10 protein-coding genes are annotated in these 12,601 nt (G+C 65.2%); 3 read left to right on the top strand and 7 right to left on the bottom strand.

What is annotated here, in order from left to right; translation table 11 throughout:
- The 3 genes from BLQ71_RS05230 to BLQ71_RS05220 form a co-directional block, all read right to left on the bottom strand.
- Positions 1-3,402, bottom strand: a complete 3,402-nt coding sequence (locus BLQ71_RS05230) for a transglutaminase family protein (protein WP_074620944.1) — start codon at positions 3,400-3,402, stop codon at positions 1-3.
- A gap of 227 nt (positions 3,403-3,629) precedes the next feature.
- The gene (locus tag BLQ71_RS05225) at positions 3,630-5,315 is read right to left on the bottom strand and encodes a methyl-accepting chemotaxis protein (RefSeq protein WP_133066113.1); all 1,686 of its coding nucleotides are present in this window, start codon (positions 5,313-5,315) and stop codon (positions 3,630-3,632) included.
- A 114-nt stretch (positions 5,316-5,429) separates the two neighbouring features.
- Positions 5,430-5,999 carry a hypothetical protein gene (locus BLQ71_RS05220; RefSeq protein ID WP_074620943.1) on the bottom strand — a complete coding sequence of 190 codons (570 nt, stop codon included), beginning with the start codon at positions 5,997-5,999 and terminating at the stop codon, positions 5,430-5,432.
- Between the two features lie 300 nt (positions 6,000-6,299).
- Here BLQ71_RS05220 and BLQ71_RS05215 point away from each other — a divergent pair, with 300 nt between their 5' ends.
- Positions 6,300-7,838 carry a trimethylamine methyltransferase family protein gene (locus tag BLQ71_RS05215; protein ID WP_074620942.1) on the top strand — a complete coding sequence of 513 codons (1,539 nt, stop codon included), beginning with the start codon at positions 6,300-6,302 and terminating at the stop codon, positions 7,836-7,838.
- A gap of 86 nt (positions 7,839-7,924) precedes the next feature.
- The gene (locus BLQ71_RS05210) at positions 7,925-8,254 is read left to right on the top strand and encodes an SMR family transporter (protein WP_043145149.1); all 330 of its coding nucleotides are present in this window, start codon (positions 7,925-7,927) and stop codon (positions 8,252-8,254) included.
- A 74-nt stretch (positions 8,255-8,328) separates the two neighbouring features.
- Here BLQ71_RS05210 and BLQ71_RS05205 read toward each other — a convergent pair whose 3' ends face one another.
- Positions 8,329-8,913 (bottom strand): outer membrane protein, encoded by a 585-nt coding sequence (locus tag BLQ71_RS05205; protein ID WP_043145151.1) that lies wholly within the window; start codon positions 8,911-8,913, stop codon positions 8,329-8,331.
- Between the two features lie 312 nt (positions 8,914-9,225).
- Between BLQ71_RS05205 and typA the strand changes: the two genes are divergently transcribed.
- Complete coding sequence (gene typA / locus BLQ71_RS05200) at positions 9,226-11,043, top strand: translational GTPase TypA (protein WP_043145154.1); 1,818 nt, start codon at positions 9,226-9,228, stop codon at positions 11,041-11,043.
- 164 nt (positions 11,044-11,207) lie between these two features.
- Here typA and BLQ71_RS05195 read toward each other — a convergent pair whose 3' ends face one another.
- The 3 genes from BLQ71_RS05195 to BLQ71_RS05185 all read right to left on the bottom strand — a co-directional run bounded on the left by BLQ71_RS05195 (position 11,208) and on the right by BLQ71_RS05185 (position 12,601).
- Positions 11,208-11,474, bottom strand: a complete 267-nt coding sequence (locus BLQ71_RS05195) for a hypothetical protein (RefSeq protein ID WP_043145159.1) — start codon at positions 11,472-11,474, stop codon at positions 11,208-11,210.
- A gap of 372 nt (positions 11,475-11,846) precedes the next feature.
- Entirely contained in the window at positions 11,847-12,317 is a 471-nt protein-coding gene (locus tag BLQ71_RS05190) for an MOSC domain-containing protein (RefSeq protein ID WP_074620941.1), read from the bottom strand.
- Entirely contained in the window at positions 12,314-12,601 is a 288-nt protein-coding gene (locus tag BLQ71_RS05185) for a DUF1330 domain-containing protein (protein WP_074620940.1), read from the bottom strand. The genes BLQ71_RS05190 and BLQ71_RS05185 overlap by 4 nt, the downstream gene beginning before the upstream one ends.

The raw sequence follows: 12,601 nt of genomic DNA, 5'->3' as shown, positions 1-12,601 counted from the left end.
TCAGATCCAGGGCGCGCGCCGCAGGTCCAGGGTCATCGGGAACTCCGGGTGCGGGTTTTCAGTCGCCGGCCAATAGGTTCCGGGCGTATGCCCCCATTTCTGGAAACGCGCCAGGCGGCGGGCATCGGCCTCGTTCGTGTTGACCGGGAAGGTATCATAGCTGCGCCCGCCGGGATGCGCCACATGATAGGTGCAGCCGCCGATCGCCCGGCCCGACCAGGTGTCGAAGATGTCGAAGACCAGCGGCGCATTGACCGGCAAGACCGGGTGCAGCGCCTCGGCCGGTTGCCAGGCCTTGAACCGCACGCCGCCCACCTTGCGCCCGCTGGTGCCGGTCCCGTGCATCGGAACCTGCCGCTGGTTGCAGCAGACGACATAGCGGCTTGGGTCCAGCGCGGTCAGCTGCACCTGCATCCGCTCCACCGAACTGTCGGTATAGCGGACGGTGCCGCCGATGGCGCCGCGCTCACCAAGGACGTGCCAGGGCTCCAGCGCCTGCCGCACCTCCAGGTGGACATCCTCGACCTCGATTTCCCCGGCAAAGGGAAAGCGGAACTCCCGCTGCGCCTCGTACCATTCGGGGCGCAGGTCAAAGCCGTGTTCCTTGAGGTCGCGCAGCACGTCCAGGAAATCCTGCCAGACGAATTCCGGCAGCATGAAGCGATCATGTAGCGTGGTGCCCCAGCGCACCGGCTTGCCCTTGACCGGCGATTTCCACAGCCGCACCAGAAGCGCGCGCAAGAGCACCTGTTGCGCCAGGCTCATCCGGGCATCCGGCGGCATCTCGAAGCCGCGGAACTCTACCAGCCCCAGCCGCCCGGTCGGCCCGTCCGGGGAATAGAGCTTGTCGATGCAGATCTCGGCCCGGTGGGTGTTCCCGGTCACGTCGATCAGGATATTGCGCAACAGCCGGTCCACCAGCCAGGGCTGGGGTGGCTCCCCTTCCGAGGGATCGGGGATCTGGCTCAGCGCGATTTCCAGCTCGTAGAGCGTATCATGCCGCGCCTCATCGATACGGGGCGCCTGGCTGGTCGGGCCGATGAAGGTGCCCGAGAACAGGTAGCTGAGCGAGGGGTGCCGCTGCATGTAGAGAATCAGCGAGCGCAACAGGTCAGGCCGCCGCAGGAACGGCGAATCCATCGTGGTGGCGCCGCCGACGACGACGTGGTTGCCGCCGCCCGTGCCCGTGTGCTTGCCGTCGATCATGAACTTGTCAGCGCCCAGGCGGCTGTTGCGCGCCTCCTCGTAGACGGCGCTGGTGATGTCGACGCAGTCCTTCCAGCTGGAGGCGGGGTGCACGTTGACCTCGATCACGCCCGGGTCCGGCGCCACCTTGATGACGTTCAGACGCGAGTCATGCGGCGGCGTATACCCCTCGATATGCAGCGGCAGGCCAAGGGCCTCGGCGGTCTGCTCGGCGGTCGAGATCAGCTCGAGGTAGTCCTCCAGCATCTCGACCGGCGGCATGAAGATGCACAGCTTGCCATCGCGCGGCTCGACCGCGATGGCGGTCCGGACAACGCCGCCCTCGGGCGTGACCGCCTGTTCGCGCTGCACCTCGGCTGGCTCGCCGGCCCGCAGGCGCGACACAGGCTGTTCGCGGCCAGGTGTCGTCCGTGGCAGCGTGTCCCGCTCTTCCTGAGCAATCTTGCGCAGTTCCTCGAACAGCGCCTGGCGCTTGTCGTCCATCTCGTGGAAATCGGGCAGATCCTCGACCGGGACGGTCGGGTCCGCCGGATAGACATAGGGATAGGCCGACGGGCCGACAAAGGGCAGCGTGCCCAGAGGCAGGCGGAACCCCACGGGGCTGTCGCCCGGGATCAGGAACAGGTGGCCGCGGCGCGTCCGCCAGCGTTCCGATCGCCAGCCCCGGCCAAAGGCGCGCGACTGCCAGCGCTGGATCGGCAGGATGAAACCGGCCGGCTTGTCCAGCCCACGCTCAAAGACACGGGCGATGCGGGCGCGTGCCTCGGGGTCCTTGAGCCGCGAATCCTCGGGCGTGACGTTTTCCGGCAGTTCCGCCTCTTTCAGGATCCAGACCGCCGGGTCCTCGAACGCCGGCTGGACGTATTCCGTGCCGATCTCCAGCGCCTTGGCGAAGCCGGTCATGAAGGCCTCGGCATCCGCGGCGGTCGCGCCCCTGGCGGTTTCCTTGGCCACCAGGTCGAGGTTCTTCCAGACCAGCTTGCCGTCGCGCCGCCAATACAAAGAGAATGTCCAGCGCGGCAGGGTTTCGCCCGGATACCATTTGCCCTGCCCGAAATGCAGGAAACCACCGGGGGCGAACCGATCACGCAGACGCCGGATCAGGTCGTCGGCCAAGGCGCGTTTCTGCGGGCCGACGGCGGCGGTGTTCCACTCCGCGCTTTCGAAATCGTCGATCGAGACAAAGGTCGGCTCACCGCCCATCGTCAGGCGCATGTCCTGCGCTTCGATCTCGGCATCCACCTTTTGCCCAAGCGCATCCAGCGCCTCCCAGCTTTCTTCCGAGAAAGGCTTGGTGATACGCGGATGTTCGGCGACGCGGTGCACCTCCATTTCGAAGTCGAAATCGGTCTTGGTGTCCTTATGGCCGCTGAAGCCGCCCACGATGGGCGCGGCGTTGCTGTAATGCGGCGTGGCCGCCAGCGGGATGTGGCTTTCCCCAGTCAGCAATCCACTTGTCGGGTCCAGCCCCACCCAGCCCGCACCGGGCAGGTATACCTCGCACCAGGCGTGCAGGTCGGTGAAGTCGTGATCCGTGCCCGACGGCCCGTCCAATGCCTCGAGGTCCGGTTTCAGCTGGATCAGGTAACCAGAGACGAACCGCGTGGCAAAGCCCAGGTGGCGCAGGATATTGATGAGCAGCCAACTGGTATCGCGGCAGGAGCCGGATTTCTTTTCCAGCGTTTCCTCGGGCGTCTGCACACCGGGTTCCATCCGGATCAGGTATTCTGTCTCTTGTTCCAGCTGGCGGTTCAATTCCACCAGCATGTCGATGGTGACCTGTTTCTTGCGCGGGACGCTTTCGACCCATTTCTTCAGCAAGGGCGTCAGAGGTTCGGTCTTGCGATAGACTGCCAGGTCGGGAGCTATTTCCTCTGGGTACTCGAAGGGCCATTCGCGGGCGACATCGTCGACGAAGAAATCGAAGGGGTTGTAGACCGTCATGTCGGCCACCAGGTCGACCTCGATCCGGAATTCCGTCACCGGCTCCGGAAAGACGAACCGGGCCAGCCAGTTGCCATAGATGTCTTGCTGGTGGTTCACGAAGTGCCCCTCGGGAGAGACCTTCAGCGAATGGCTGATCACCCGGGTCCGGCTGTGCGGTGCAGGTCGAAGCCGGATGATCTGCGGTGACAAGTTCACCGGGCGGTCGTACTTGTAGTGCGTAAGATGCCGGATGCTCGCGGTGATCGCCATGATGTTTCCGTCTGTCCCAAGGTCTGATTGTCCTCAAGCCAGAGAAGCCGTCCAGGGAGACGATGTAAACCCGCAGATGCCGACAGGGCGCAATCCGCCGATCTTTGCCGCAAGCAGGTGACAGAGTGCGGCATTTGCACATTTCTTGGGCCGTTTGCAGCGAGGCGGATTGCGTTTGCCGCATTTGGCGTCGTGACATGACAGCCCGCCCCGCGATGTTCGACGTGTCAGGCGGCCCGTGTTCGCCCGCCTGCGGCCTCCGGCCGTGTGGCGCCCGGTGACCGGGTATCGGAGCCGGTGACGAAACGGCCGACGGTTTCGCTGAGCGCGCCGGCATCGGTGCGCATCATATGCGCCGAGGCAGTGGATTCCTCCACCATCGCCGCGTTCTGCTGGGTGACCCGGTCGAGGTTGGAGATCCCGACATTGATCTCCTGCAGGCCCTGGGCCTGTTCCCCGGCGCTGCTGGCGATGCCGGTCATCATGTCCGACACTTCGGCGACGCGGGTCAGCACGTCGTCCAGCGCGCCGCCCGCCTCTTCGACCAGCCTGACACCGCTGGCCACCTGTTCGCCCGCACCGGTGATCAGCTCCTTGATCTGCTGGGCCGCCGCCGCGCTGCGCTGCGCCAGGCCGCGCACCTCTGTCGCCACAACGGCAAAACCCTTGCCGCTTTCGCCCGCGCGCGCCGCCTCGACCCCGGCGTTCAGGGCCAGAAGGTTGGTCTGGAAGGCGATGTCGTCGATGACGCTGGTGATTTCCCCGATCTGCTCCGAGGACTTCTCGATCACGCTCATCGCCTCGATGGCAGAGCGCATAACCTCGCCGTTACGTTCCGCGATCTCGCGGGTCTGACGCACCTGGTCGTCGGCGCTTCGGGCGTTTTCCGCTGCGGCACTGACGCTGCTCAGCAGTTCCTCCAAGGCCGCCGCCGATTCCTCCAGCGTGGCAGCCTGCGTCTCTGTCCGTCGGGACAGATCGTCCGAGGCAGAGGCGATCTGGTTGGCATTGTCCAGCAGGCTGCCCGCGCTGGCCGAAACCTCGTCGACCACGCGGCGCAGGCTGGCGATGGCGCGGTTGTAGTTGGTCCGGAGCGCGGCATATTCCTCGGGGAACTCGGCCACGATCTCACGGTTGAGCACGCCGTCCGCCAGAACGTCCAGAGCCTTGCCCAGATGGGTCACCATCTCGACCTGGCGCTCCATGTCGCGGGCACGCTCTTCCTCGGCGTCGCGCGCGGTGCTGAGGGCCTGTGTCATGTCCTGCATATGGGCGGCGATGCTGCCGAATTCATCGCGACGGCCGCTCATCCCGATCTCGGTGTCATAATCCCCGTCGGAAATCCGTTTTACCGCCTCTGTCACCTCACGCAGCGGACGTCCAAGGCTGCGCTGCAGCAAAAGCAGCGTCGCCCCCAGCAGCACGATGAAGACCGCCGCAGCCGTCAGCAGGATGCCCATCTTCTCGGAGCGCACGGCGGCATGGGCCGAATCGGCGTTCCAGGCCATCGCAAGCACGCCGATCACCGGTCCTTCGGGCCCGGCCAGGACGGGTTCCGCCACCAAGAGCCCCCCGTCGGTGCTGATCCGCGTACCCTCGGCCAGCGCCTTGGCCGCCAGGCCTGCGACACTGTCCAGCAGCGCCGCGTCCTCGCCGGCGACGGCCAGGCGCTCGCCCTCGGCGTCCAACACCAGCGTCGCGCGCCCGTTGGCCCCGGCCGCGGTCATCGCGGCCGAGACTTCTTCTTCCACCTTCGGCAAGGCCTTGAACCGGATCGGCTTGCTCAGCGCGCTTGCGCTGAGTTCGACCGTCCGCGCGGCCTGGTCGACCACGCCCTTGACGGCGAGGTCGTCGACCAGCCGCAGGGATTGTACCGACAGCACGCCCGCCACCACGATCGTGGTCACAGCCATGATGCCCGCGCACCTGATGAATACCGAGTGCAGGCCCGCCCCTGACCTCGTCTTGCCGCCGTCCTGTGTCATGTTCTTGTCCCTTGCCTGAAGTTGGGGTTTTGCGCCGAGGCCTTACAGCAGCACTTCGGCATCGACCCCGACGGTCATGGCGCCGATCGGCCTGCCCGTGTCGGGGTCCGTGATCGTGATCGAGATCTGTGCCTGGTAGCTTTGGCTGGATTCGTCGAATTCGACCTCGCCGAAATGCACGGCGCCCGCCCCCTTGGGATAGGTTTCCTGGTACTTGGCCTCATCCCCCTGCCAATAGTCCGAGGTCGCGCCCGAGGCGGCCACGTTCAGCCCCTTTGCGTCCATCACGATCACCTCGGTGATCATCCCGCCGCTGGCTTCGATCCGCGCGCGGAGGAAATCCGCGGCCGCGTTCATCAGGACACCATCGACCAGGTCGGACCCTGTCCCCACCTCGGCCCGCCAGGTTGCGTCCAGCTGGCTGATCCGCGTCGCGTCATAGCCGCCGGTCAGGGCATTCTGGGCCTCGATCGCCTCGACGATCGCGGTGTCATGGGCCCAGGCCATGATTTCACTGTCGACATAGGCCTGCATGGCCTCTTGAGGTTCGGCCGCAAAGGCGGCAGGCGCCGCCGCGAACAGCGCGGCGGACAGTAGCAGTGCACGTTTCATCCATGAGTCTCCGGTGTAAGTTCAGGATGACGGCACACTATGCAGTCCCCGGTTTACGGGCACTTAACCGACTGTAAAATTGAAACTATTTTGGTTGTCATGTCAAAAGCGACATGGCGTCGCTTTCCGCGCAGACAGGACCGCACCGCAAAGACAGGCTGCTTTGCATGAAGATGCATGATGCGGCTATCTCTTTGATCCTGCGCCAGATCGGGGCGCGCCGCGGGCGCGCGGCACGGGGACGTCCGGGCTGGCAATCGGCCCCCTGATCCCTGCCCCTTTCCTTCGGAGACACCACAGATGACAGCCCCTCTTTCCCGCCGTGGTGGCGGCCGAGCCGCCCGCGTCGCCGCCCGCGCCACCGCCCTTTCCGAAGACCAGCGCCCGGTCCGCCCCGGACTCATCGGCGGACACTACCGTCCGCTCACAGAGGCCGAGGTGGCGCGCATCCATGCCAGCGCGCTGGTTGCCCTGGACGAGATCGGCCTGTCCGGGGCGCCTGCCTCCGGGGTCGAGATCCTGACCGGCGCAGGCGCGCGGCTGGGCGAGGACGGGCGCCTGCGCTTTCCGCCCGCGCTGGTCGAGGACATGCTGGCCAAGGCCGCGCGCGACATCACCCTGCCCGCCCGCGACCCCCGGTTTGACCTCGACCTTTCGGGCCAGCGTGTCCACTACGGCACCGCCGGGGCGGCGGTGCACCTGGTCGAGATCGACGGCCAAACCTACCGCGAAAGCACCCTGCAGGATCTGCACGACGCGGCGCGGATAGCGCACCAGCTGGACAATATCCACTTTCTCCAGCGCCCGATGGTCGCCCGTGACCTCACGGACAATCTGGAATTGGATCTGAACACGCTCTACGCCTGCTGCTCCGGGACAACCAAGCAGGTGGGCACTTCCTTCTCGGACCCCGCCAACGTGCCGGACGCGCTGGACCTGCTGCACATGATCGCCGGGGGCGAGGCCGCCTGGCGCGCCCGACCTTTCGTGTCGAATTCGAACTGTTTTGTCGTGCCGCCGATGAAATTCGCCTCGGAAAGCTGCGAGACGATGGAGGCCTGCATCCGGGGCGGCATGCCCGTGCTGTTGCTGTCGGCGGGCATGTCCGGGGCCACCGCCCCTTCGACCATCGCGGGGGCGATCGTGCAATCGGTGGCGGAATGCCTGGCGGGGCTTGTCTACGTCAACGCCATCGCACCGGGCCACCCGGCGATCTTTGGCACCTGGCCCTTCGGGCTGGACTTGCGGACCGGGGCCATGTGCCTGGGATCGGGCGAACAGGCGCTGCTCAGCGCGGGCTGTGCCCAGATGCACGCTCATTACGGCCTGCCCGGGGGGACGGCAGGCGGGGCCGCGGACTCCAAGCTGCCGGACATGCAGGCGGGCTGGGAACAGATGTGTTCCAACGTGCTGGCCGGGGTAGCCGGGGCGAACATGGTCTACGAGGCGGCGGGGATGCATGCCTCGCTGCTGGGGTTCTGCCATGAAAGCCTGATCCTCGGCGATGACCTGATCGGCCAGGCGCTGCGCTGCGTGCGCGGAATCGAGGTCGACGACATGACCCTGGCCCTGGACCAGATGCGCGCCGTCTGCATGGGGGGACCGGGCCACTACCTGGGCACGCCGGAAACCCTGGACAGGATGCACCGCGACCATCTTTATCCCCGCTTGGGCGACCGCACCTCGCCCCGCCAATGGGAAGAGATGGACAAACCGGACCTGGTGGCCAAGGCCACGGCGCGCAAGCAGGAGATCCTGGCCACGCGCAGCCCGGCCCGTTTCGATCCCGCCACGGACAAGGCGATCCGCGCGCGGTTCCCGATTCACCTGCCCGCCTGAACGGGACGCAAGGCCGGGGCCTGCCGCGGCTTGTGCCCGCGGCGCGCCCGCGCTAGCCCTTTGCCTGCGCATTTCCGGAGACCGCCATGCCCTATGTCTTTCTTGCCTTCGCCGTGCTGGCCGAAACCATCGGAACCACGGCCCTGCAGGCCAGCCAGCAGTTCACGCGCGTGGTGCCGACGGCCATCACCATTGTGGCTTATGCCGCGGCCTTCTACCTCCTTGGAATTGCGCTGAAGTATTTTCCCGTGGGCATTGCCTATGCAATCTGGTCGGGGCTGGGCATCGTTTTCATCGCCGTGATCGGCCTGGCCGTCTTTGGCCAGAAACTGGACCTGCCCGCGATCCTCGGAATGGGAATGATCCTTGCGGGTATCCTCGTCATCCACCTCTTCTCCAATACCTCGCCTCACTAGGCACGGTTGAACGAAAAAGCCCCCCGGAGATCACTCCGGGGGGCCCGCGCCTTCCGCTCACATGAGGGGGACGATCAGAAGCGGAAGGTTGCCCGCAGCGAGTAGGTCTGCGCGTCCACGTCCGCGCCGGAACCGCCGACGTCGTCAAAGCTATGCGCCAGCGCCTCGCCACCGATCGAGAAACGGTCGGTCACCTTGTAGTCGAGGCCGACACCGCCGACCGGCCCGGTTGCGTCACCCAGCGAGCTGTCGATGCGCGCCACGCCCGCGGTCCCGTAGACCAGCGTCCGGCCAAAGTCGGCACCGACCCGGCCCTTGAGCCGCATCACGTTGTCCACGTCGACGCCGCCGAGGCTGAAACCGTTGCCATCCTGGTATTCGAATTCACCACCGACGACATAATCGCCGAAGTCATAGTCGTAACCGCCATAGACGCCGTAGACGCCACCGTTGTCGGATGTGCCGCCGCCCTGGGCATTCATGTTGCCAAAGCTGAAGCCCACGTAGGGACCGGTCCAGTCCACGCCGACGGGAGCTGCGGGCACGACGGGCGCCGCCGGTTCGACCTCGACCGGCGTGCGGTCAATGCTGCCGGCCAGCACGGGCGCGGCGCCAAGCGATGCGGTCGCTGCGATCACTGCAAAGATGCTCGATTTCATGACTGTCTCCTTTTCTGGTTCCCTGACGCTGCGAGTGCACAGCGCGTCATGCTGAGCCGCAAGTAACGGCCCGTGATGTACATTCAACGGGTCGGAGGCCCGGTTGTTCCCTGTTGCGCGCCCTGCCCCAGCGTCACCGGCCAAAGCCCGCTGAGTTTCACCAGCAGCCCGGCAAACCTCCGCCGGTTCCCTGCGGCAGTCTCGCAGGTGTGATCCGTGACACCCTTGCAATGGGCTTGCGGCAAATCGGCACTGGTCTTTTTGTCCCTACCCGGCTAGTCCCGCGCCAACTCCGGACAAAGGAACCGTCTCATGGATTTGCGCAACGTCGCGATCATTGCTCACGTTGACCACGGCAAGACGACGCTGGTGGACGAACTGCTGAAACAATCCGGCGCCTTCCGCGCCAACCAGGCCGTCGCCGAACGGGCGATGGATTCGAACGACCTGGAACGCGAACGCGGAATCACCATCCTTGCCAAGGCCACCAGCGTCGAGTGGAAAGGCACGCGGATCAACATCGTCGACACCCCCGGCCACGCCGATTTCGGCGCCGAGGTGGAACGCATCCTGTCGATGGTCGATGGCGTGGTGCTGTTGGTCGATGCCGCCGAAGGCCCGATGCCGCAAACCAAGTTCGTGACCTCCAAGGCGCTGGCCCTGGGCCTGCGGCCCATCGTGGTGCTGAACAAGGTCGACAAGCCGGACGCGGAACCGGACCGTGCCCTGGACGAGGTCTTCGACCTCTTCTCTGCCCTTGATGCCGACGAGGACCAACTGGACTTTCCGCATCTCTACGCCTCTGGCCGGTCGGGCTGGTGCGACGCCGAGCTTGATGGCCCGCGCAAGAATCTGGACGCGCTGTTCAACCTGATCGTGAACCACGTTCCGGAACCCAAGCAGATCAAGAAGCGCGACGACGACTTCACCATGCTGGCCGTGACGCTGGGCTCCGACCCCTTTGTTGGCCGGATGCTGACGGGCCGCGTCGAATCCGGCAAGCTGAAGGTTGGCCAGACGGTCCAGTCGATCAGCCGCATCGGTCAGAAGATCGAACAGTTCCGGGTCACCAAGATCCAAGCCTTCCGTGGTCTGCAACAGCAGGACATCGAAGAGGCCGAGGCCGGCGACATCGTCTCCATCGCGGGGATGACCAAGACCACCGTGGCCGATACGATCTGTGCCCTGGCCGTGGACGAACCGCTCGAGGCGCAGCCGATCGACCCGCCGACCATCACCGTGACCTTCGGCATCAACGACAGCCCGCTGGCTGGCCGTGACGGCAAGAAAGTGCAGTCCCGTGTCATCCGCGAGCGCCTGCACAAGGAAGCGGAAACCAACGTCGCGATCCGCATCAAGGACACGCCCGGCGGCGAAGCCTTCGAGGTCTCCGGCCGCGGCGAACTGCAGATGGGCGTCCTGATCGAGAACATGCGCCGCGAAGGCTTTGAACTGTCGATCTCGCGCCCGCAGGTCATCATGCGCGAGGAAGACGGCGTGACGATGGAACCGGTCGAAGAGGCCACCATCGACGTCGACGACGAATACACCGGCGCGGTGATCGAGAAACTGACCGGCGCCCGCAAGGGTGAACTGGTCGAGATGAAGCCCGCCGGCGCCGGAAAGACCCGGATCATCGCGCATGTCCCCTCGCGCGGGCTGATCGGCTATCACGGCGAGTTCCTGACCGACACGCGCGGCACGGGCGTCCTGAACCGCGTCTTCCACGGCTGGGCCCCGCATAAGGGACCGATCCCGGGCCGCCGCGCGGGTGTTCTGATCTCGATGGAAAACGGCGAAGCGGTGGCCTACGCGCTGTGGAACCTCGAAGAGCGCGGCAAGATGATGATCGGCGCCCAGGCCCCGGTCTACACCGGCATGATCATCGGCGAGCATTCCCGTGAAAACGACCTCGAAGTGAACCCGCTCAAGGGCAAGAAGCTGACCAACGTGCGGGCCTCCGGCACCGACGAGGCCGTGCGCCTGACCACTCCGATCACGCTGAGCCTGGAAGAGGCGATTGCCTATATCAACGACGACGAGTTGGTCGAGGTCACGCCCAACGCGATCCGGCTGCGCAAGCGCCATCTGGACCCGCACGAACGCAAGCGCGCCGCGCGCGGCGCCTGAACCTGCCTTGGCCCCGCCGCCCTTGGCGGTGGGGCCACCTCGGATTCCGCATCAAGAGCGTCGGACAACAGGCTGAAAAACAGGGGAATATCGGCCCCTGTAAAATCGAAAAAGGCGCGGGGTGGCAGTCCCCGCGCCTTTCCGTAACATTTGCCTGCAGCTAATTACTTGCAGGAAGCCTTCTTCGCCACGTAGTAGCCCGCCTTCACCAGGTGCTTGGACTCCTTGTAGACGGCCGGGTAGTGAACCTTGACCATCTGGCCGTTCTTGTATTCCCACTCGGTGTGGGCGGCCATGATCAGATGCTGCTTGTAGCCATATTTGGCCGGAACCCAGACCTTGTCGTAGCAGGCCACGACCTTGCCTTCCCAAGCCATCGCAGGGGCTGCGAAAGCGGCTGCGAGAAGTGCGCCAGCAAGAACTTTTTTCATGAACTTTCTCCCAAGAAATTGAAGGTATCCAAACTCTAGCCAAGAAAATCGCGCCCGCGCGACAGGAATTCCTGACTTGGCGTGGCAAAAAAGGGCAAACACCACAATTTTCTGCCCAATTCAGAGATTCTGTGGTTGGGGTGCCATAGTTTTGCAACGGTCCAGCCTGCAGGACCGGGCTGATATTTTTCCAATACGGGAACAATTACCGGAATCGAAAATTTTTGCCCCTCCGACAAGGGGTTGGACGGAATGTCGCACGAATCACTCATCTTCCCAATGGCGGGTGCCGGACTACGGCAGGAGGCCGCTCAAGCCGCCCGAACCGCGGGCGAAAAGGCGCCTATATACGGAAGAGATCGGGAATATGCGTCAGAAATCAGGGCTGACCGGGTCGCCCAGGCTGATCTCTCCGGGTTCCAGAACCGAACAACACCAGCCACCATGCCCGCGCAGCGCCGAATAGCCCCCGGGACCAAGAACCTGCTCCATCCGGGAACACGGTGCACATGGCACCTCGACCGCCAGTCGGACCGTGCCGATCCGCAATCCGAATTCCCTCAGCGCGCTCAGGTTGATACCGGAAATGACAAGGTTGCGCCGCAGCAGATCGGGCGGCAGGTCCTTCCGTCCCGCAAGGGCGGCAATGACCGGCAGATGTTCCGCCTGCAGCAAGGTCACGGCCCGCTTGCCGGGCCGGCCATGATCCCCGTCCAGCCCGTCGGTTGTAATCCGGGCCCGTTCCACCGGAACCAAAACCGCTTTGCGCGCGGGCCGCAGCCCAATCCAGTCGAGCCGCCCCGGCCCCGCGAAGGACCGACGCAGCTCTGCAAGCGGTGTCACTCGCTGGTCTCGACCACCAGCAACTCGCGCTCGGAGGCACCGCGCGCGTGGTTCAGGGCCTCCTGGTAGGCGTCGGAGTGGTAGCAATCCACCGCCGCCTCGACCGAGGGGAACCTGGCCACCACGTTGCGCGGGCGTTCCTTGCCTTCGAGCTGCACGAAACGGCCGCCCCGGGCGATGAAGGTTCCACCATGCGCGGCAATGGCCGGTCCGGCCAGTTCGGCGTATTTCCCATAGGCCTCGGCGTCACTCACGGTGACATGGGCAATCCAGAGTGCGGGCAT

It is taken from the genome of Antarctobacter albus, from assembly GCF_900101505.1.
GTDB classification, from domain to species: Bacteria; Pseudomonadota; Alphaproteobacteria; order Rhodobacterales; family Rhodobacteraceae; genus Antarctobacter; species Antarctobacter albus.
This window is presented reverse-complemented; position numbering and strand designations above follow the sequence as displayed.

What these genes read in the sequence shown, in the direction of transcription:
- BLQ71_RS05230 (WP_074620944.1), bottom strand. Translation starts at nt 3,402, where the DNA reads ATGGCGATCACCGCGAGCATCCGGCATCTTACGCACTACAAGTACGAC.
- BLQ71_RS05225 (WP_133066113.1), bottom strand. Translation starts at nt 5,315, where the DNA reads ATGGCTGTGACCACGATCGTGGTGGCGGGCGTGCTGTCGGTACAATCC.
- BLQ71_RS05220 (WP_074620943.1), bottom strand. Translation starts at nt 5,999, where the DNA reads ATGAAACGTGCACTGCTACTGTCCGCCGCGCTGTTCGCGGCGGCGCCT.
- BLQ71_RS05215 (WP_074620942.1), top strand. Translation starts at nt 6,300, where the DNA reads ATGACAGCCCCTCTTTCCCGCCGTGGTGGCGGCCGAGCCGCCCGCGTC.
- BLQ71_RS05210 (WP_043145149.1), top strand. Translation starts at nt 7,925, where the DNA reads ATGCCCTATGTCTTTCTTGCCTTCGCCGTGCTGGCCGAAACCATCGGA.
- BLQ71_RS05205 (WP_043145151.1), bottom strand. Translation starts at nt 8,913, where the DNA reads ATGAAATCGAGCATCTTTGCAGTGATCGCAGCGACCGCATCGCTTGGC.
- typA (WP_043145154.1), top strand. Translation starts at nt 9,226, where the DNA reads ATGGATTTGCGCAACGTCGCGATCATTGCTCACGTTGACCACGGCAAG.
- BLQ71_RS05195 (WP_043145159.1), bottom strand. Translation starts at nt 11,474, where the DNA reads ATGAAAAAAGTTCTTGCTGGCGCACTTCTCGCAGCCGCTTTCGCAGCC.
- BLQ71_RS05185 (WP_074620940.1), bottom strand. Translation starts at nt 12,601, where the DNA reads ATGCCCGCACTCTGGATTGCCCATGTCACCGTGAGTGACGCCGAGGCC.